The sequence below is a fragment of the Streptomyces sp. ATCC 21386 genome, from assembly GCF_018728545.1.
Taxonomy (GTDB): domain Bacteria; phylum Actinomycetota; class Actinomycetes; order Streptomycetales; family Streptomycetaceae; genus Streptomyces.
Map to the genome: position 1 here is coordinate 913,989 of NZ_JAAVVL010000001.1, position 18,755 is coordinate 932,743.

The following is an 18,755-nucleotide window of genomic DNA, read 5'->3' on the forward strand; positions in this document are numbered from 1 at the left end:
AGTGGCGAAGGCGAAGTTCGAGCGGACTAAGCCGCACGTCAACATCGGCACCATCGGTCACATCGACCACGGTAAGACGACCCTCACGGCCGCCATTACCAAGGTGCTGCACGACGCGTTCCCGGACCTGAACGAGGCCTCGGCGTTCGACCAGATCGACAAGGCTCCCGAGGAGCGCCAGCGCGGTATCACCATCTCCATCGCGCACGTCGAGTACCAGACGGAGACCCGTCACTACGCCCACGTCGACTGCCCCGGTCACGCGGACTACATCAAGAACATGATCACGGGTGCGGCGCAGATGGACGGCGCCATCCTCGTTGTCGCCGCCACCGACGGCCCGATGCCGCAGACCAAGGAGCACGTGCTCCTGGCCCGCCAGGTCGGCGTTCCGTACATCGTCGTCGCCCTGAACAAGGCCGACATGGTGGACGACGAGGAGATCCTGGAGCTCGTCGAGCTCGAGGTCCGTGAGCTGCTCTCCGAGTACGAGTTCCCGGGCGACGACGTTCCGGTCGTCAAGGTCTCCGCGCTCAAGGCGCTCGAGGGCGACAAGGAGTGGGGCCAGTCGGTCCTGGACCTGATGGCCGCCGTCGACACCGCGATCCCGGAGCCGGAGCGCGACGTCGACAAGCCGTTCCTGATGCCGATCGAGGACGTCTTCACGATCACCGGTCGTGGCACCGTCGTCACCGGTCGTATCGAGCGTGGTGTCCTCAAGGTCAACGAGACCGTCGACATCATCGGTATCAAGACCGAGAAGACCACCACCACGGTCACCGGCATCGAGATGTTCCGCAAGCTGCTCGACGAGGGCCAGGCCGGTGAGAACGTCGGTCTGCTCCTCCGTGGCATCAAGCGCGAGGACGTCGAGCGCGGCCAGGTCATCATCAAGCCCGGTTCGGTCACCCCGCACACCGAGTTCGAGGCCCAGGCCTACATCCTGTCCAAGGACGAGGGTGGCCGCCACACGCCGTTCTTCAACAACTACCGTCCGCAGTTCTACTTCCGTACGACGGACGTGACGGGCGTTGTGACCCTCCCCGAGGGCACCGAGATGGTGATGCCGGGTGACAACACCGAGATGAAGGTGGAGCTCATCCAGCCCATCGCCATGGAAGAGGGCCTGAAGTTCGCCATCCGTGAGGGTGGCCGGACCGTGGGCGCCGGCCAGGTCACCAAGATCAACAAGTAAGCTTGTCGGTCTGACCTGGTAGCTCCAGCACCGCTTGAGCTCCTGAAGGGGCCCGTACGACTTCGGTCGTACGGGCCCTTTCGCATGCCCGGCATCGCTTGCCCCGTAACGCTTCCGGCCCGGCGGACCAAGTAGGGGTGACAGCATGACCGAGGACGAGAGGTGCACACCTTGGCACCGCACACGAGAAGCAGGGGCGGTCCGCCGGGAGAGATGTACGACCCGGCCGCGTTCGAGATCTTCTACCGCCGCCACGTCGACGCCGTCACGCGCTTCATGGCCCGGCGGGTCACCGATCCGCACACCGTCGCCGATCTCACCGCCGAGACCTTCCTCGCGGTGATCGACTCCGCCCGCGCCTACCGGCCCGACCTCGGCAGCGAGACGGCCTGGCTGTACGGCATCGCGCGCAACGTGGCGGCGGCGGAGGCGCGCCGCAGCGCGCGGCAGAGCGCACTGGGCAGCAGGGTCGCCGGGCGACGGCTGCTGGAGGCCGACGACATCGGTCGGCTGGAGGAGAAGCTCGACGCGGAGGAGGCCGGGCGCCGGGCGTTGGCCGCCCTGGAGGGGCTGCCCGACGGGGAGCGGGCGGTGATCGAGCTGGTCGCCGTCGACGAGCTGAGCGTCACCGAGGCGGCCACGGCGCTGGGGATACGCAAGGTCACGGCGCGCGTACGGCTGCACCGGGCGCGCAGGGCGCTGCGGTCGGCCGCGACGGGCGGGGACGGCGGGCAGACGGCAGCACTCACGTACGCGGGGGGAGAGGCATGAGCACGGACGGGACGAGGACGACGGGGAACGCGAAGACCTTCGAGGACCGGCTGCTGGAGGAGCTTCAGCGGGAGATCGCGCTGCGGGCGGAGGACCCGGTGCTGGAGCCGCAGCCGGTGATCCGCCGCCGGATCACCGCGCGGCGCGCGCTCGTCGCCCTCGCGGCGTGTGTCGTGGCGGCGGGGGCGACGGTGGTGGCGCTTCCCGCGTCGACCGGGGGAGCGCAGGCGTACGCGATCGAACAGCATGAGGACGGCAGTGTCACGGTCAGCGTCGACGACATCGAGAAGTGGGAGTTCCAGGGAGAACTGGCCGAGCGGCTGCGGGAGTTGGGCATCTTCGTCAGTCTCGACAGGCCCAGGAGCGGCTATGTCTGCGCGCAGCCGCGCGGTGAGTCGTCACCTCCTGGCACGGTCGTCCGCGCGGACGAAGTCTGGAAGTACACACTGCGTCCCGGTGACACCCTCGTCTTCGAGGAGCCCGAGTCGGTGAAGGGCGGTGTGAGCCCCGCCGGAAGCATGTACATGGTCAAGGGACGGATCAAGCCGTGCAGGGAGGTGCCCTGGGAGGGGCCCGAGGTGTTCGAGAAGTCCCTGAAGTCGAAGTAGGCCGATCGGGCCCGTACGGCGTCGGCCGTACGGGCAGCTCGTTCGAAACTATTCGGCGCGTACGACCCGTTGTCCCCCTGCTTCACTCCCTCCACTATTTGTCAGGTCGCTGAGCAAATCCCGGTTCGGGACGACCGATCGAGGGGTGGGGCATGTCTGGGTACGTCAGCCGCAGGGGTGTGCTCGGAGCGGGGATCGGTGCTGTGCCGGTGCTCTCGGTGGGGGGCGGGGGTGCGTGGGCCGAAGGGGCGGGCGGGGCGCCGCGGGTGACCGATCCGGGCGCGTACCTCTCCTTCGCGCCCGTGGTCGGCGGATTCTCGCTCGTGGGCGCCCCGGTCGTGGTCAGTTCCGAGGATCATCCCGGGGTCGTACGGGTCGCGGGGGATCTGCGGGACGACATCGAGCGGGTGACGGGGGTCCGGCCGGGGAGCGAGGTCGCGCGGGAGGTGGTCCTGGTGGGGACCATCGGACGCAGTCCCCTGATCGACGGGCTGATCGATGCCGGGAAGCTGGACGTCGACGGGGTGCGGGGGAAGTGGGAGACCTCGCTGCAGACGGTCGTCGAGCGGCCGATGCCCGGGGTGCGGCGGGCCTTCGTCATCGCGGGCAGCGACCAGCGCGGCACGATCTTCGGGGCGTACGACGTCTCGTACGGGCTCGGCGTCTCGCCCTGGTACTGGTGGGACGACGTGCCGCCGGTCCGGCGGACGGCGGTGTACGTGCGGCCGGGCCGCTTCAGTCAGGGGACGCCGGCCGTGAAGTACCGCGGTGTCTTCATCAACGACGAGAACCCGGCGCTCGGGACGTGGGCGCCGGCGTACTTCGGGCCCGGGAAGGCGCCGGGGCACCCCGGGGGCTTCACCGCGGACTTCTGGGCCAAGGTCTTCGAGGCGCTGCTGCGGCTCAAGGGCAACTATGTCTGGCCGGCGGTGTGGGGGCGGGCCTTCGCCGAGGACGATCCGGAGAACCACGCGCGGGCGACCGAGTACGGGATTGTCATGGGCACGTCTCACGAGGCGCCCATGATGCGGGGGATCGAGGAGTGGAACCGCCATGCGGTGCCGGCCGTGCGGGACAGCGCGGGCAATGTCGTCACCCCCGGCCGGGACCCCTACGGGGGCACCGGGGAGTGGTCGTACCGGCGCAACGCCGAGGCCGTGCGGGCGTACTGGCGCGACGGCATCCGGCGCATGGTGGACCAGGGATTCGAGGGCGTCGTCACGCTGGGCATGCGGGGGAACGGCGACACGAGCCTGCCGGACGGTGACGGCATCGAGCTGATGCAGGAGATCATCGCGGCGCAGCGCGGGATCATCGAGGAGGAGACGGGGCGGCCCGCGTCTCAGACCCCGCAGGTGTGGACCCTCTACAAGGAGGTCCAGCGCTACTGGGACCGGGGGCTGCGGGCGCCCGACGACGTGACCGTGGTCCTCACGGACGACAACTGGGGGAACATCCGCAAGCATCCGGACCCCGGGGAGCCCGTACGGCCCGGGGGCTACGGGCTGTACTACCACTTCGACTACGTCGGGGTCGGGCGCAACTACAAGTGGGTCGACACCGCCAACCTGGTGAACCTCTGGGAGCAGCTCCACGAGGCGGACGCCTACCGCAACCACGGCCTGTGGGTGGCGAACGTCGGCGACCTGAAGGGCAACGAGCTGCCGACCGCGTTCTTCCTCGACTACGCCTGGAATCCCGGGCGTTGGGGCCTGGAGAACCTGGGGGAGTGGGAGCGGGGCTTCGCGCGGCTGCACTTCGGGGACGCGGCCGCGGCAGAGATCGCCGAGGTGCTGAGCACGTACGGACAGCTCCAGGGGCGCCGCAAGCCCGAGCTGCTGAACCGGCGGATCACGGTCGCCGAGGGCACCACCGAGGTGGTCTACGACGACCAGGAGACACCCTTCTCCTTCGGTCACCGCGAGCTGGAGCGGGTCACGGAGGAGTGGCGGGCCCTGGCGAGACGGGCCGAGCGGGTCGGCAGGCGGCTTCCGGAGAGCATGCGGGACGCGTGGTTCGAGCTGGTCGGGTACGCGGTGGCGGCCACCGCGAACCTGTACCGGCTGCGGGAGGCCGAGTTCCGCAACCTGCTGTACGCGAGGCAGGGGCGGGCCGCGACGAATCGTATGGCGGCCGAGGCGGAGGCGGGTCTGGAGCGGGACTTCGCGCTGGCCGACCGCTTCAACACCGAGGTCGCGGGCGGGAAGTGGCGGGGCTTCCAGACCCAGCCGCACATCGGGTACGGGGACGTGGAGCGCTACGGCCCGAACGCCGGATGGCAACAGCCGGAGAAGGACCACATGGCGCTGCCGGACGAGATCTTCCCCAAGGTGCGGCGCATCGAGGTGCCGGAGGCCGCCGAGTTGGGGGTGGCGGTGGACGGTTCCGAGGACTCCGGGCAGTGGTGGCCCCGGTCGGGCGCTTCTGGTGCTTCTGCTGCGGAGCCGGTGCTTCCGGTGTTCAGCCCGTACCAGACCAGGCCCCGGCAGTACGTGGAGATCTTCAACCGGGGGCGTACGCCCTTCTCGTACCGGATCGAGTCGTCGGTGCCGTGGCTGGTGGTGGAGCGGTCGCGGGGGCGGGTCGAGGAGCAGGAGCGGGTGGCGGTGCGGGTGGACTGGGGGCGGGCGCCGGTGGGGCGCGCCTCGGGCTCGTTGACGGTGACCGGGGCGGGGGCCTCGGTCACCGTGCGGGCCGTCGCGGAGAAGCCGTCGGCGAGCCAGGCGCGGGGGCTCAGGGGATTCGTCGAGGCGGGCGGCTATGTGGCGATCGACGCGGAGCACTATGCGCGGGCGGTGGGGTCGGCCGACGGGCGCGTGCGCTGGCGCCGGATCGAGCGGATAGGACGCACGGGGGCGGGGGTGACGCCGTGGCCCGTGACGGCGCCCCGGCAGACGCCGGGCGGGGCCGGGCCGCGGCTGGAGTACGAGGTGACTCTCCTGTCGGCCGTGGAGGAGGTGACGGTCCGGGCGTATCTCTCGCCGAGGAATCCGGCGCTTGCGACGGGTGGCCTGCGGTACGGGGTGTCGTTCGACGGTGGAGCACCCCAGATCGTCGACATCAACGCCGTCACCGGGGCCGACGACGGGGTCATGAACAAGCAATGGGCGCGCAACACGTCGGACAACGTCAACGTGACGGTGACCCGGCACGCGATCTCCGGGCCCGGGGTGCACCGGCTGACGTTCTGGATGGTCGACCCGACGGTGGTGGTGCAGCGCCTGGTGATCGACACGGGTGGGTTGACGCCGACGTATCTGGGGCCGCTGGAGAGCCACCGGATCTGAGTTCTGAGATCTGAGTTCCGAGTTCTGAGATCTGAGAAGGGACCTGGAGATGACGTACATGAACCGGTTGCGCATGCCCGCGCTCGCGGTGGTCGCCGGAGCGCTGCTGTCCACGGCGGTGGCCGTGCCGTCGGCCTCGGCGCACGGCCCTCATACCGGCCCGTCGTTGAGGGCGCTCGCCGACCGCGTCGGCGTACGCGTCGGCACGGCCGTCGACATGGCGGCCCTCGCGGACGACCGGACGTACCGCCGGACGACGGTCCGTGAGTTCAACTCGGTGACCGCCGAGAACGTCATGAAGTGGGAGTCGGTGGAGCCGCAACGGGGTGTCTACGACTGGAAGGCCGCCGACGACCTGGTCCGTTTCGCGCGGGCGAACGGGCAGGTGGTGCGCGGGCACACCCTGGTCTGGCACAGCCAGCTGCCGGGCTGGCTGACGGCCGGGGTGGAGGACGGATCGATCGGCGCGACGGAGTTGCGCGGCATCCTCAGGAAGCACATCACCACCGAGGTGAAGCGGTACAAGGGGAAGATCCAGCAGTGGGACGTGGTCAACGAGGTCTTCGAGGAGGACGGCAGCCTGCGGAACTCGATCTGGCTGCGTGAGCTGGGCCCGTCGTACATCGCGGACGCGTTCCGCTGGGCGCACGCCGCCGACCCGAAGGCGAAGCTCTTCCTCAACGACTACAACGTGGAGGGCGTCAACGCGAAGTCCACGGCGTACTACGAACTGGCGAAGCGGTTGCGCGCGGAGGGCGTACCGGTGCAGGGCTTCGGCGCGCAGGGGCACCTCGCGATCCAGTACGGCTTCCCGGGGCAGGTCGCGGAGAACCTGGCCCGCTTCGAGGCGCTGGGGATGCGGACGGCGTTCACGGAGGTGGACGTGCGGATGATCCTGCCGGTGGACGAGACGAAGTCGGCGACGCAGGCCAGCTACTACCGGCAGTTGCTGGACGCCTGCCTGGGGGCGCGGAGCTGCACGTCGTTCACGGTGTGGGGATTCACGGACAAGTACTCGTGGGTGCCCGGAGTCTTCGACGGCGAGGGCTCGGCGACGCCGATGGACGAGGAGTACGGGCGCAAGCCGGCGTACGGGGCGCTGCGGGAGGGGTTGGCGGCCGGGAGGTGAGCGGCCTCGACCTCAGTCCTCGGCCGGGTAGCGGGGCAGGTTCTCCGTGGAGATGGTCCAGTCGGCGATGGTGACGTCCTCGCCGTACACGAAGTCCTTACGGGTGGCGTAGCGCGGGCCGTCCGGGGTGGCGTGGATGTAGGTGAGGACGGCGCCTGTGCCGGTGCGGGGGTCGAAGACGGCGTAGACGGGGATGCCGAGCAGGGGGTGGTCGCGCATCTTCGCGACCCAGTCGTTGTCCGGGTTGGAGCGGGAGACGACCTCGACGGCGGCGTGAATGGTGCGGGGCTCGAAGGCTCCCTCCACCGCGTCGTCGTGACCGCGGACCAGGTAGTCCATGGCGTTGCCCACCCTCTGCGGCGGGCTGACGAGGGAAAGCGCCGCGAGATCACTCTTGGTACCCTGCCGCCTCCTAACAAGAGCATCTGTTCGAAGAGGTGTGAATGAAGTCAGGCAGACGGACCGTCGCGGTGGCCACGCTTGTGGGGGCGCTCGGGTTCTCGGTGCTGAACGCGCCGGCGGCTCAGGCGGCGGACACCGGTATCACCGTGTCGGGCATCGTCATCAATCACGGCAAGCCGATCGTGGTCGGCACGTCGAAGGAGGTCGAGCCGCCCCTCTCCTTCAACATCGCGCTGCCGTCGGGGTACAGCACGTCCAATCCCTCCCGCTACGACGCGTATCCCTTCCTCTACCGCGGCACCATGAAGACGGCGGCCGGCACCGGGGAGAACTTCATCGGGCCGGGCGGTTACACCTGCTACGAGATCGACTCCAAGCACGCCCGCTGTGAGGGCAACCTCTACATCGACCCGCACCCGACCCAGGAACACGTCGACTCCAACAGCGATGCCACGACGTGGAAAGTCGGCGTCGCGCTGCGGCTGTGGAAGGCGGACGGCGGTCTCAAGGCGGAGGAGTACGAGACGCGGTCCAAGACCGCCCAGCTCAAGCGCGCGGCCAAGGCCACGGCCAACGCCTCCCCGGAGCCCGTCACCAAGGGCAAGGCCATCACCGTCACGGGCAAGCTGACCCGGGCGAACTGGAGCACGAAGAAGTACGACGGCTACGGCGGCCGTACCGTGAGCCTCCAGTTCAAGGCCAAGGGCACCGACACCTTCAAGACGGTGAAGAAGGCCACCACCAGCAGCACGGGGGCGCTGAAGACCACGGTCACGGCCTCCGCCGACGGCTCGTACCGCTGGGTCTACTACGGCAACTCGACGACCGGCGTCGCCACCAGCGCGTCGGACTACGTCGACGTCCTCTGACCCTCTCCGTCTCAGGCGCAGTCTCAGTACAGGGTCGGTACCTCGCCGCCCTCCGCCCGCGTCAGCGTGACTCCCGCCAGACCGCGTAGCCGGCGTTCCGCCACGGCGGTCAGCGCGGCGGCGGTCGGCGGGGTCTGCCCCAGGCCGATGGCGTAGCGGGCGGGGGCCGTGGTGAAGGGGCGGGGCCAGGCGTGGCAGTCGGGGGCCAGTTCGGCGAGGTCCGTGATCAGGGCCCGCATCCTGCCGCGGACACGGCCCTCGTCCGCGCCCTCGTCCCGGCTTCCGCTCCCGCCCGAACCCACCGTCACGACCGCCCAGGCGGCGTGGCGGCGGTGGAGCGGGGGAGGGGCGAGGACGTCGGTCCAGGGGGCGCCCTCCTCCAGCAACTCCCAGGCCCGGAAAAGCTCTTGGGTGATCAGGTCCCGCATGCCCGCCGTCACCTGGTCCGTGCACGGGCGGACCGGAGCCGAGGGGGTGGTGATGGTGAGGGGGAGGAGCGGGCCGGAGGTGTCCGCGAGGTCCCCCACCGGCTCGCGCCAGTCCCACGCCGCCCACGTCGCGAAGAAGCTCCGGAGGAGGTCGGCCGACGGCAGGCCGCCCGCCTCGCTCGCTTCTTCCATCTCGCCCGCCTCCCGCGCCGTGTGGGCCGCCAGCACCGACCACGCCAGGCCCGGGAGCCCGCCGAACGGCGCCGAGTCCAGGCCCCTGGCCCTCGCCCATGCCTTGACCTGCCTGGCCAGTCGAGTGAAGGCCGCACCACGGTCGCCCACCGACGCGAGCACCGCCTCCGCGTCGCTCACCGCGCTGAGCGCGATCGCCGCCGCCTCACCCAGCTCGGCCCGCCGCTCCACGGCCTCCGCCGGATCCATCACCCCGGTGGCCACGACCGCCAGATCCACATCCAGCCCGTCGAGCCGCAGCCGTACGCCGGGGACGCGAGCGCCGATCACCTCGCGCACATCGCCGACCGCCACGCCCGTCATCGCGGTCAACTTCGTCTGCACCTCGGCCAGTTCGACCGTTCCCGGCAGTGCCGCCACCAGGTCCAGATCCGCGCCCGGCAGTGCGCAGCCCATGCGCCGGGAGCCGACCACGTGGACGACGCCGTCCGGGAGCGCGTCCGCGACGAGGCGGGCGGCCCGGTCGGCCACCTCGTCCCCACCGGCCCCGCCCACCTCGTGCGGCGACGGCTCCTGCGCCCACCGCACCTCTCCCGTCCCCAGGCTCACCGTCCCGCGCACCCGCATGGGCTCGTCCCCGCGCCGTGACAGCAGCGCCAGTTCGCCGATCCTCGCCCGCAGGGGGGTCAGCCGGGCCTCGCAGGCCTTGGCCAGGGTGTTCGGGTCGGTGGTGCGGCCCAGGCTGAGGTGCGGGGTGAAGCCCTCGCGGCGGCCGCGACAGTGCGGGAAGTGGCGTGCGAGGGTGCTGTGCAGCTCGGCCCACGGGCCCTCGCCGGCCGCCGCCGGGTCCAGCCACACCGTCGCGTCATCGCGATGCCCGAACCAGTGCACGCCCTCCAGCCGGGCTTCGAACGGCGAGGTCGGGGCTGTCGCGAGCAGCGCGGCCGCCTCCTCGAAGGCGTGTTCCGGCACAAAGCCGAAGAGGACGTTCACATGCGGGGGCCAGCGGTGGATCTGCGGGTCGTGGTCACGGCGGATGGCCTGGATCGGCGGCCACAGCTCCTCGGGAGGGAGCCAGGCCAGTGCCGTACGGGCCGTCGGCCGGGCGTCCAGGCTCGCGGGGGTGACCGTGTCCGGTGCCTCGGGTGCCACCTCCGCCCGTACGCCGTAGTGGTCCGAGACGTACAGCCCCTCCGGCGTGGGCGAGTCCCCGTAGAGCCGGGCCGAGCGCACCCCCAGACCCGTGCCGCGCAGCAGTACCCGGTCCAGTCGGGACGCCCGTCCGGACAGGGACGAGACGGCGGCCAGCGGGTTGGCGGCCGGGTCGAAGGTCGGGGTGCTGTCGGCGGGGCCGTGGGTCTCGCTCCAGGCGTCCCGCATGCCGAGGGTCAGCTGAGGGGTGTCGCCACCGTCGTTGAAGTCGCCGAGGAGCAGCAGATCGGCGTCCAGGGTCGCGAACCCCTCGGACAGCCGGGCCAGTTCGGCGACGCGGCGGCCCGCGCCGTCGGTGGAGTGGTCACTGCTCAGATGCGTCGCCGCCACGACCAGGGGGCGTGCGCCCGCTGCCACGACCACGGCGGTCACCGCCTTGTGCGGGCCCAGCGTGTGGAACGCGGCCTCGCGGACCGGCAGCCGGCTCAGCAGGAGCAGACCGCACTCGTCCACGTCCCGCCCGCGCGGATCCGACCCCAGGGTCCAGCCGTCCCGTACCCAGGGCTCGCGCACCAGCATGGCCAGCAGCTCGGCCTCGACCTCCTGCAACGCGATCACGTCCACGTCGGCCTCACGCAGCGCCCGCAGCAGCAGCGGCCTGCGGCGGGCGCTGTCGATGAGGTCGGCGTCGTAGCGGTCCCAGAGGGTGTTCCAGGTCAGTACGCGTACGTCTCCCGCGGCGGCGCTGCCCGGTGAGCGCGCGGGGGCCCAGTCCTCTCCGTCCCACGTGTACGGCGTGCGCGCCGTGAAGAACGGCGCTCGGAGCAGACGCGCCTCCCGTACGCGCCCCGCGTCCGTCGCGTCGATCCGGTCCGTCCCCGTGGCCCGGTCCCAGACCAGCTCGCCGTCCGCCTCGAAGAACAGCACCCGGTGCCACGGGATCTCGCCGCCGGGCACGAACGCGGGCAGCGGGACCCGCTTGGGGGCGGCGTTCCGCTGGAGCACGCCGAGCACGAAGCGGGCCGGGTCGAAGCGCGCGTCCCAGCGCACCCGGTGGTAGATCTCCTCGCTCGTCCGCACGGTTCCTCGGACCTCTCCCTCAGATCTCGTCCTCTATGGTCCCGCTCGCACCGATGTACCAGGTGCGGTGGGCGTCGCCCGGATACGGCGGGGTGAAGCGGCGCGACTGGGCCGTGAGCACGTCCGGCGGCACGGGGTGCTCGCGGCGGCCGTTGCGGCGGACCAGCTCTTCCTCGTCGACCAGGACCACGGCGTGCGTGATCAGGGCGTTGCGGCGGTGGGCGACCGCGTGCACCAGTGAGCGCTGCTGGTGCGTGAGGGAGGTGGCGTCCCACACCGTCGTCCCGCCGGCGGCGAGCGCCGCGTCCAGCCGGTCGAGCCCGGCGCGCAGCACCTCGGCGTTGGCCCGCTGGTCGGCGCGTGCGCCGCGCGCGGCGCGCAGGTCGTCCAGCGATACATACGTGTCCACGCCCGCGAGCCCCCGTGCGAACGTGCTCTTGCCGCTGCCCGCCGGGCCGACCAGCTGGATCAGCCCGGGGAAGACCCCCGACCGCCACCGCCAGGTGGCCGCGACGGCCTCCGCCGCGTCTCCCACGCGCCCCCGCACATACGCCTCCCGGGCCTCCGCCCGGCACCGGACCGCCGCGTCGGCCGGCAGCTCCGCGAACGCCTCCGCCAAGGCCCCCTCGTCGAGGCCCCGTACCTCCTCGGCGTGCAGGGCCGACCACTCCACCTGCTCGCGCGCCTCGTCCGTGGTCGCCGTGGCGCGGGCGACCGCGTGCAGCAGACCGAGATCGGCGGCCAGGGACAGCCGGGCCAGGCCCGTCCGGCGGTCCTCCTCGGGATACGGCCGGTGCAGCGCGGGGTGCAGCCCCGTCAGGTCGGCGACCCGGCGCGCGAGCGGCATCCCCACGGGCCCGGCCAGCCGCGCGGCGACCCGGGCCCGCCGGCCGCCCGGGGAGTGCCCGTGCAGCAGCGCGGCCAGCATGCCGGCGAGCCGCTCGTCCCCGGTCCGCCCCTCCGGGTCGAAGCGGGCCACGGCCTCCCGGTCGCCCTCGCCGGGCAGCCCGACGGCCTCCGCCAGCGCGTCGGCGTCCACGGGCGCGCCGGAGCGCACGGCCCACAGCGGCGCCCGCGCCCCGAGCCTGTTCTCCACCACGGCCGCGTGCATCCAGTGGGTGTCCGTCCGCACATGCCCGGCCCGCACCCACTTGGCGACGCGTGTGCCGAACTCGTCCGCGGCGAAACCGTCCACGACACGGACGACGTACCCCTCCTGCCGCCCGAGGTCCAGCCGCAGCGCGCGCAGTGCCTTCTCGTCGAACACACCCCGCCACAGCACGCGCGGCACGGGGACGCCGAGACCGCGCAGCAGGTCCACCGTGCGGTCCCAGCCCAGGCAGTGCCCGTCCGCGTCCCACACCGAGAAGCCGTAGAAGAAGCTGTCCAGGTCGTCGTACGCGAGCGAGTGGCGCGCGAACATGTTCTCGCCGCACACCCGCCAGCCCGCCGGGACCGCGTGGCCGATACGGGCCTGGAGGGCCTTGACCCAGGTGCGGGAGGGGTGGTGCGCGGAGTCGAGCGAGCGGGCGTGCAGGCCGTCGGCGTAGAGCGTGGTGTTCTCGCCGTCGAGTTTCTCGGTCACGACGACCTCGCGGCCGCGCAGGCCCGACAGGTCGGTGACCCGCAGGTCGTCGGCGGTCGCGCCGGGGGACCAGGGCAGATGCCTGGTCCGCGGATAGTGCGTGCGCATGATGGACGTTCCCCCGTGACGGCCGACTTACCTGATCAGCGTAGGAGTGCGCCTCATGGGCGGGCGAGCGGATTACGCGCGGCCTAGGGTCCGGGTATGAAGCCCAGAGCGGGTGTCGGGCTGACCACGATCATGGTGGTGCTGACGGTGACGACCGGTGTGATCGAGGCCGTCAGCTTCCTGGTCCTCGGCCCGGTGTTCACCGCCGTGCAGACCGGCAACCTCCTCTTCCTCTCCTTCGCGCTCACCGGTGCCGCCGGGCTGTCCCCAGCGGCGGCGGGCGTCTCGTTCGTCGGCTTCACGGTGGGCGCGGTGCTCGGTTCCCGGTTCGAGTCGATCGTGGACGCCCGTGGCCGGCGCTGGTTCCCGCCCGCCCTGATCGGCGAGGCGCTGCTGCTGGGGCTCGGCGGAGTGGTCGCCTGGCGCACGGGCCTCGACGCGCCGGGCGCGTCGGCGGACGGTCCGCACTTCGCCGTGGTCGCGCTGGTCGCCGGGGCCATGGGCGTGCGCAACGTCACCACCCTGCGTGCGCGGGTCGCAGACCTGCCCACCACCGTGTCCACGCGCGCCCTGACCGCGCTCCTCGGCGGACTGCCCCTGCTCGCCGACACCCGGATCGGCTCGGGGGCCACGAACGAGGGCCGCCGCCTCGCCTCGGTCGGCGCCATGTTCACCGGCGGCCTGCTGGGCGCCTGGCTCCTCCACGAGGGGGTACGCCCGGCGGCGGTCCTGCTGGTCCCGGCCGTCCTGGTCCTGGCGCTGGGCACGGTGTACTGGCTGACACCCCGGGAGCGCACCTCGGAAACCGGCTGAGCCGGAGGTACGACGTGGGCGATCATGGCGCCCATGAGTCATTTAGTGATGCGCATGACAGGTGTGGTGACGATTCTGGCCGCCGTCTCCCTCGCTTTCTGGCTGGTCTTCGGCGCTCCCCGTGACTGGGACGGGGGCATGCGCTTCCTGCGGCTGGCTCTGGGACTGGGGTGCCTGGGGGTGATCAGGGGCGGAGCCAAGCTCGTGTTCCCCGACTCCGGGGACGACGCCGACCCGGGCGAGGCCCCCGACCGCCCTCAGGGCGACGGCCGCGACACCCGGGTTTGACCTCCGTCACTCTCGGGGTAATCTCTCCGGCTCGATTGGCGGAGGCGCTGCGCCGTATGGCAGACTAGCGGGGTTGCTCGGTCGAGTGTTGATGCTGCGCGCCTCCCGCCGGGAGGACCGGAAGCGAGTCCCACAGTACTCGTCGCCCCAACTGCCTCATGGCAGCGCTGGAGCGGACGTACGGGAATCTTTCGGGAAGCAAGGTGCGGCGCCGACCAGGCACCCGGTGGGCCTCCGCCCCCGGCCCGCGGTACCGGAAGGGCCGTGTTTCCCAGACTGGGGATGCTCGAACAAGGGGCATCTGTGTCAGCGGGAGCACGACACGCCCGACCGCGTGGGTCGGAGGAGCGGGTGACGGAACACCGGGTTCCAGAGCGTTAAACGAGACAAAGGACTACTGAGTAGCCATGGCGGGACAGAAGATCCGCATCCGGCTCAAGGCCTACGACCACGAGGTCATCGACTCCTCGGCGAAGAAGATCGTCGAGACGGTGACCCGCACTGGTGCGTCGGTCGCGGGCCCGGTGCCGCTGCCCACTGAGAAGAACGTGTACTGCGTCATCAAGTCGCCGCACAAGTACAAGGACTCGCGCGAGCACTTCGAGATGCGCACGCACAAGCGCCTGATCGACATCCTCGACCCGACGCCCAAGACCGTTGACTCTCTGATGCGACTCGACCTCCCGGCCGGTGTCGACATCGAGATCAAGCTCTGAGGGTCGGTGATCTGAGAATGGCTAAGCAGATCAAGGGCATCCTGGGCGAGAAGCTCGGCATGACGCAGGTGTGGGACGAGAACAACCGTGTTGTTCCGGTCACCGTCGTCAAGGCCGGCCCCAACGTCGTGACCCAGGTCCGTACGAACGATGTCGACGGCTACGAGTCGGTCCAGATCGCCTTCGGCGAGATCGACCCGCGCAAGGTGAACAAGCCCCTCAAGGGCCACTTCGCCAAGGCCGACGTCACCCCCCGCCGCCACCTCGTCGAGATCCGCACCGCGGACGCCTCCGAGTACACGCTGGGCCAGGAGATCTCCGCCGAGGTCTTCGAGGCCGGCGTCAAGGTGGACGTGACCGGCAAGAGCAAGGGCAAGGGCTTCGCCGGTGTCATGAAGCGTCACAACTTCAAGGGCCTCGGCGCCGGACACGGCACCCAGCGCAAGCACCGCTCCCCCGGCTCCATCGGTGGCTGCGCCACCCCGGGCCGTGTGTTCAAGGGCCTCCGCATGGCGGGTCGCATGGGCAACGAGCGGGTCACCACCCAGAACCTGACCGTCCACGCCGTTGACGCGGAGAAGGGTCTGCTGCTCATCAAGGGCGCGGTTCCCGGTCCGAACGGCGGCCTCGTCCTGGTCCGCACCGCGGCCAAGGGGGCCTGAGGTACCGATGAGCACTGTTGACATCCTTTCGCCTGCCGGCGAGAAGACCGGAAGCGTCGAACTCCCCGCGGAGATCTTCGGCGTGGAGAAGGTCAGCATCCCGCTGATCCACCAGGTCGTCGTCGCGCAGAACGCGGCTGCCCGTCAGGGCACGCACAAGACCAAGACCCGCGGCGAAGTCCGTGGTGGTGGCAAGAAGCCTTACCGGCAGAAGGGCACCGGCCGCGCCCGTCAGGGCTCGACCCGCGCGCCGCAGTTCGCCGGTGGTGGCGTCGTGCACGGTCCCGTGCCGCGTGACTACTCGCAGCGGACCCCGAAGAAGATGAAGGCCGCGGCCCTGCGCCACGCCCTCACCGACCGGGCCCGCCACAACCGCATCCACGTCGTCTCCGGCGTGATCGAGGGCGAGACCCCGTCCACGAAGGCCGCCAAGTCGCTGTTCGGCAAGATCTCGGAGCGCAAGAACCTGCTCCTGGTCGTCGAGCGTGCCGACGAGGCCGCGTGGCTCTCCGCCCGCAACCTGCCCCAGGTCCACATCCTGGAGCCGGGCCAGCTGAACACGTACGACGTGATCGTCTCCGACGATGTGGTCTTCACCCAGGGCGCCCTGGAGTCCTTCGTGTCCGGCCCGAACAAGGCCAACGACACCGAAGGGACTGAAGGCTGATGGCTATCCGTCACCCCTCCATCGCCTCCAAGGCGGCCAAGGCCGCCAAGGCCGCGCGCGTCGCCAAGGCGCGTCGCCACGCCGCCGAGGGCAAGAACACCGTCGTCACCGCGCCCAGCAAGGCGTTCACGGACCCCCGTGACGTGCTGCTGAAGCCGGTCGTGTCGGAGAAGAGCTACGCGCTCCTCGACGAGGGCAAGTACACGTTCATCGTGGCCCCCGGCGCCAACAAGACCCAGATCAAGCAGGCCGTCCAGGCGGTCTTCTCGGTCAAGGTCACCGGGGTCAACACGATCAACCGCCAGGGCAAGCGCAAGCGGACCCGCACGGGCTTCGGCAAGCGTGCCGACAGCAAGCGCGCGATCGTGACCCTCGCCGAGGGCGACCGTATCGACATCTTCGGCGGTCCGACCGCGTAAGCGGGTCGGATCGTCCGATATCGGACGAGGACTGAGAAATGGGAATCCGCAAGTACAAGCCGACTACGCCGGGCCGTCGCGGCTCCAGCGTCGCCGACTTCGTCGAGATCACGCGGTCCACGCCGGAGAAGTCGCTGGTCCGCCCCCTGCACAGCAAGGGCGGCCGTAACAACGCCGGTCGTGTGACCGTTCGCCACCAGGGTGGCGGACACAAGCGCGCCTACCGTGTCATCGACTTCCGTCGTCACGACAAGGACGGCGTGCCGGCGAAGGTCGCGCACATCGAGTACGACCCCAACCGCACCGCGCGCATCGCGCTGCTGCACTACGCCGACGGCGAGAAGCGCTACATCCTCGCCCCGCGCAACCTGCAGCAGGGTGACCGCGTGGAGAACGGTCCCGGGGCCGACATCAAGCCGGGCAACAACCTGGCCCTCCGCAACATCCCGGTCGGTACCACGATCCACGCGATCGAGCTCCGTCCCGGTGGCGGTGCCAAGTTCGCCCGCTCCGCCGGTGCCTCCGTGCAGCTGCTCGCGAAGGAGGGCGCCTACGCCCACCTCCGCATGCCGTCCGGTGAGATCCGCCTGGTCGACGTGCGCTGCCGCGCCACCGTCGGCGAGGTCGGCAACGCCGAGCAGAGCAACATCAACTGGGGCAAGGCCGGCCGTAAGCGCTGGCTGGGCGTCCGCCCGACCGTTCGCGGTGTGGCGATGAACCCGGTTGACCACCCCCACGGTGGTGGTGAGGGCAAGACCTCCGGTGGTCGCCACCCGGTCAGCCCCTGGGGTCAGAAGGAGGGTCGTACTCGTTCGCCGAAGAAGGCTTCGAACAAGTACATCGTCCGCCGCCGCAAGACGAACAAGAAGCGCTAGGAGCGGGTTTAGATGCCGCGCAGTCTCAAGAAGGGGCCCTTCGTCGACGACCACCTGATCAAGAAGGTGGACGCCCAGAACGAAGCCGGCACCAAGAACGTCATCAAGACCTGGTCCCGTCGCTCGATGATCATCCCGGCCATGCTCGGCCACACGATCGCGGTGCACAACGGCAAGACCCACATTCCGGTGTTCGTCACCGAGTCGATGGTCGGCCACAAGCTCGGCGAGTTCTCGCCGACGCGCACCTTCCGGGGTCACGTCAAGGACGACCGGAAGTCGAAGCGCCGCTAACAGCGGGGTGGAATGACCATGACAGACACTGGAAGGACAACCATGGAAGCCAGGGCCCAGGCGCGGTACATCCGCGTCACGCCCATGAAGGCCCGCCGCGTGGTGGACCTCATCCGTGGCCTCGACGCCACGGAGGCTCAGGCGGTCCTGCGTTTCGCCCCGCAGGCCGCGAGCGTGCCGGTCGGCAAGGTGCTGGACAGCGCCATCGCCAACGCCGCGCACAACTACGACCACACGGACGCCTCCTCGCTGTTCATCAGCGAGGCGTACGTCGACGAGGGCCCGACCCTGAAGCGGTTCCGTCCGCGTGCGCAGGGCCGTGCCTACCGGATCCGCAAGCGGACCAGCCACATCACCGTGGTCGTCAGCAGCAAGGAAGGAACCCGGTAATGGGCCAGAAGGTAAACCCGCATGGGTTCCGGCTCGGTGTCACGACCGACTTCAAGTCGCGTTGGTACGCCGACAAGCTGTACAAGGACTACGTCAAGGAAGACGTCGCCATCCGTCGGATGATGACGTCCGGCATGGAGCGCGCCGGCATCTCCAAGGTCGAGATCGAGCGCACCCGTGACCGTGTCCGCGTGGACATCCACACCGCGCGTCCGGGCATCGTCATCGGCCGCCGTGGCGCCGAGGCCGACCGCATCCGCGGTGACCTCGAGAAGCTCACGGGCAAGCAGGTCCAGCTGAACATCCTCGAGGTCAAGAACCCCGAGACGGACGCTCAGCTCGTGGCCCAGGCCGTCGCCGAGCAGCTCTCCTCCCGCGTCTCCTTCCGCCGCGCCATGCGTAAGAGCATGCAGTCGGCGATGAAGGCCGGCGCCAAGGGCATCAAGATCCAGTGCGGTGGCCGCCTCGGTGGCGCCGAGATGTCCCGCTCGGAGTTCTACCGCGAGGGCCGTGTGCCCCTGCACACGCTCCGCGCGAACGTGGACTACGGCTTCTTCGAGGCCAAGACGACCTTCGGCCGCATCGGCGTGAAGGTCTGGATCTACAAGGGCGACGTCAAGAACATCGCCGAGGTCCGCGCCGAGAACGCCGCTGCCCGTGCGGGTAACCGCCCGGCGCGCGGCGGTGCCGACCGCCCGGCCCGTGGTGGCCGCGGTGGCGAGCGGCGCGGTCGCAAGCCGCAGCAGGCTGCCGGCGCCGAGGCCCCCAAGGCCGAGGCTCCCGCTGCCGCCGCTCCGGCTGAGAGCACCGGAACGGAGGCCTGAC

Annotated in this window: 18 protein-coding genes and 1 pseudogene; 16 read left to right on the forward strand and 3 right to left on the reverse strand. The window is 70.6% G+C overall.

The features are described 5' to 3' along the window. Nucleotide 1 precedes the first annotated feature (1 nt). From tuf to GWK25_RS04045, 5 genes are all read left to right on the forward strand, one after another. Nucleotides 2-1,195, forward strand: coding sequence for an elongation factor Tu (gene tuf, locus GWK25_RS04025; RefSeq protein WP_115906452.1), 1,194 nt, complete (start codon nt 2-4; stop codon nt 1,193-1,195). Between the two features lie 213 nt (nt 1,196-1,408). Beyond that, a complete protein-coding gene (locus GWK25_RS04030) occupies nt 1,409-1,966 on the forward strand; it encodes an RNA polymerase sigma factor (protein WP_215457191.1) in 558 nt (185 codons plus the stop codon). Continuing rightward, nucleotides 1,963-2,574: a hypothetical protein gene (locus GWK25_RS04035; protein ID WP_215448520.1), complete on the forward strand. Its 612-nt coding sequence runs from the start codon at nt 1,963-1,965 to the stop codon at nt 2,572-2,574. Before GWK25_RS04030 ends, GWK25_RS04035 begins: the two co-directional genes overlap by 4 nt. A 152-nt stretch (nt 2,575-2,726) precedes the next feature. Further along, nucleotides 2,727-5,861, forward strand: coding sequence for a glycosyl hydrolase 115 family protein (locus GWK25_RS04040; RefSeq protein WP_215448521.1), 3,135 nt, complete (start codon nt 2,727-2,729; stop codon nt 5,859-5,861). A gap of 49 nt (nt 5,862-5,910) precedes the next feature. Continuing rightward, a complete protein-coding gene (locus GWK25_RS04045) occupies nt 5,911-6,990 on the forward strand; it encodes an endo-1,4-beta-xylanase (RefSeq protein WP_215448522.1) in 1,080 nt (359 codons plus the stop codon). A 12-nt stretch (nt 6,991-7,002) separates the two neighbouring features. Here the strand turns inward: GWK25_RS04045 and GWK25_RS04050 are convergent. After that, nucleotides 7,003-7,302 (reverse strand): annotated as a pseudogene (locus GWK25_RS04050) (Uma2 family endonuclease); the annotation flags it as partial. Nucleotides 7,303-7,433: 131 nt separating this feature from the next. On the opposite strand from GWK25_RS04050, the gene GWK25_RS04055 reads away from it, so the two are divergent. After that, nucleotides 7,434-8,261, forward strand: a complete 828-nt coding sequence (locus GWK25_RS04055) for a hypothetical protein (protein ID WP_215448523.1) — start codon at nt 7,434-7,436, stop codon at nt 8,259-8,261. Between the two features lie 23 nt (nt 8,262-8,284). Here the strand turns inward: GWK25_RS04055 and GWK25_RS04060 are convergent, their stop codons facing one another. Together GWK25_RS04060 and GWK25_RS04065 are read right to left on the reverse strand one after the other, a co-directional pair. Next, entirely contained in the window at nt 8,285-11,113 is a 2,829-nt protein-coding gene (locus GWK25_RS04060) for an RNA repair domain-containing protein (RefSeq protein WP_215448524.1), read from the reverse strand. A gap of 19 nt (nt 11,114-11,132) precedes the next feature. Continuing rightward, nucleotides 11,133-12,806, reverse strand: coding sequence for an RNA ligase family protein (locus GWK25_RS04065; protein ID WP_215448525.1), 1,674 nt, complete (start codon nt 12,804-12,806; stop codon nt 11,133-11,135). A 96-nt stretch (nt 12,807-12,902) separates the two neighbouring features. Between GWK25_RS04065 and GWK25_RS04070 the strand changes: the two genes are divergently transcribed. The 10 genes from GWK25_RS04070 to rpsC all read left to right on the forward strand — a co-directional run bounded on the left by GWK25_RS04070 (nt 12,903) and on the right by rpsC (nt 18,754). Continuing rightward, nucleotides 12,903-13,619, forward strand: coding sequence for a YoaK family protein (locus GWK25_RS04070; protein ID WP_215448526.1), 717 nt, complete (start codon nt 12,903-12,905; stop codon nt 13,617-13,619). A gap of 33 nt (nt 13,620-13,652) precedes the next feature. Then, nucleotides 13,653-13,907, forward strand: a complete 255-nt coding sequence (locus GWK25_RS04075; protein ID WP_215448527.1) for a hypothetical protein — start codon at nt 13,653-13,655, stop codon at nt 13,905-13,907. 407 nt (nt 13,908-14,314) lie between these two features. After that, the gene (rpsJ, locus tag GWK25_RS04080; RefSeq protein WP_003948644.1) at nt 14,315-14,623 is read left to right on the forward strand and encodes a 30S ribosomal protein S10; all 309 of its coding nucleotides are present in this window, start codon (nt 14,315-14,317) and stop codon (nt 14,621-14,623) included. A 17-nt stretch (nt 14,624-14,640) separates the two neighbouring features. Continuing rightward, complete coding sequence (rplC, locus tag GWK25_RS04085; protein WP_005481233.1) at nt 14,641-15,285, forward strand: 50S ribosomal protein L3; 645 nt, start codon at nt 14,641-14,643, stop codon at nt 15,283-15,285. Between the two features lie 7 nt (nt 15,286-15,292). Further along, nucleotides 15,293-15,952 (forward strand): 50S ribosomal protein L4, encoded by a 660-nt coding sequence (rplD, locus tag GWK25_RS04090; protein WP_215448528.1) that lies wholly within the window; start codon nt 15,293-15,295, stop codon nt 15,950-15,952. Next, nucleotides 15,952-16,371 (forward strand): 50S ribosomal protein L23, encoded by a 420-nt coding sequence (gene rplW / locus GWK25_RS04095; protein ID WP_215448529.1) that lies wholly within the window; start codon nt 15,952-15,954, stop codon nt 16,369-16,371. The genes rplD and rplW overlap by 1 nt, the downstream gene beginning before the upstream one ends. A 38-nt stretch (nt 16,372-16,409) precedes the next feature. After that, the gene (gene rplB, locus GWK25_RS04100) at nt 16,410-17,246 is read left to right on the forward strand and encodes a 50S ribosomal protein L2 (RefSeq protein ID WP_055517283.1); all 837 of its coding nucleotides are present in this window, start codon (nt 16,410-16,412) and stop codon (nt 17,244-17,246) included. Between the two features lie 12 nt (nt 17,247-17,258). Beyond that, nucleotides 17,259-17,540 carry a 30S ribosomal protein S19 gene (gene rpsS, locus GWK25_RS04105; RefSeq protein ID WP_033528345.1) on the forward strand — a complete coding sequence of 94 codons (282 nt, stop codon included), beginning with the start codon at nt 17,259-17,261 and terminating at the stop codon, nt 17,538-17,540. Nucleotides 17,541-17,582: 42 nt separating this feature from the next. Further along, the gene (gene rplV, locus GWK25_RS04110) at nt 17,583-17,930 is read left to right on the forward strand and encodes a 50S ribosomal protein L22 (RefSeq protein WP_184904641.1); all 348 of its coding nucleotides are present in this window, start codon (nt 17,583-17,585) and stop codon (nt 17,928-17,930) included. After that, nucleotides 17,930-18,754, forward strand: a complete 825-nt coding sequence (gene rpsC / locus GWK25_RS04115) for a 30S ribosomal protein S3 (RefSeq protein ID WP_010036723.1) — start codon at nt 17,930-17,932, stop codon at nt 18,752-18,754. Before rplV ends, rpsC begins: the two co-directional genes overlap by 1 nt. Nucleotide 18,755: the final 1 nt, after the last annotated feature.

Excerpts from the sequence above, each read along its gene's own strand:
- rpsJ (WP_003948644.1), top strand. The coding sequence starts at position 14,315 with ATGGCGGGACAGAAGATCCGCATCCGGCTCAAGGCCTACGACCACGAG.
- GWK25_RS04040 (WP_215448521.1), top strand. The coding sequence starts at position 2,727 with ATGTCTGGGTACGTCAGCCGCAGGGGTGTGCTCGGAGCGGGGATCGGT.
- rplB (WP_055517283.1), top strand. The coding sequence starts at position 16,410 with ATGGGAATCCGCAAGTACAAGCCGACTACGCCGGGCCGTCGCGGCTCC.
- rpsS (WP_033528345.1), top strand. The coding sequence starts at position 17,259 with ATGCCGCGCAGTCTCAAGAAGGGGCCCTTCGTCGACGACCACCTGATC.
- rplD (WP_215448528.1), top strand. The coding sequence starts at position 15,293 with ATGAGCACTGTTGACATCCTTTCGCCTGCCGGCGAGAAGACCGGAAGC.
- rplV (WP_184904641.1), top strand. The coding sequence starts at position 17,583 with ATGGAAGCCAGGGCCCAGGCGCGGTACATCCGCGTCACGCCCATGAAG.
- rplW (WP_215448529.1), top strand. The coding sequence starts at position 15,952 with ATGGCTATCCGTCACCCCTCCATCGCCTCCAAGGCGGCCAAGGCCGCC.
- GWK25_RS04065 (WP_215448525.1), bottom strand. The coding sequence starts at position 12,806 with ATGCGCACGCACTATCCGCGGACCAGGCATCTGCCCTGGTCCCCCGGC.
- GWK25_RS04035 (WP_215448520.1), top strand. The coding sequence starts at position 1,963 with ATGAGCACGGACGGGACGAGGACGACGGGGAACGCGAAGACCTTCGAG.
- GWK25_RS04055 (WP_215448523.1), top strand. The coding sequence starts at position 7,434 with ATGAAGTCAGGCAGACGGACCGTCGCGGTGGCCACGCTTGTGGGGGCG.
- GWK25_RS04070 (WP_215448526.1), top strand. The coding sequence starts at position 12,903 with ATGAAGCCCAGAGCGGGTGTCGGGCTGACCACGATCATGGTGGTGCTG.
- GWK25_RS04045 (WP_215448522.1), top strand. The coding sequence starts at position 5,911 with ATGACGTACATGAACCGGTTGCGCATGCCCGCGCTCGCGGTGGTCGCC.
- rpsC (WP_010036723.1), top strand. The coding sequence starts at position 17,930 with ATGGGCCAGAAGGTAAACCCGCATGGGTTCCGGCTCGGTGTCACGACC.
- GWK25_RS04075 (WP_215448527.1), top strand. The coding sequence starts at position 13,653 with ATGAGTCATTTAGTGATGCGCATGACAGGTGTGGTGACGATTCTGGCC.
- GWK25_RS04030 (WP_215457191.1), top strand. The coding sequence starts at position 1,409 with ATGTACGACCCGGCCGCGTTCGAGATCTTCTACCGCCGCCACGTCGAC.
- rplC (WP_005481233.1), top strand. The coding sequence starts at position 14,641 with ATGGCTAAGCAGATCAAGGGCATCCTGGGCGAGAAGCTCGGCATGACG.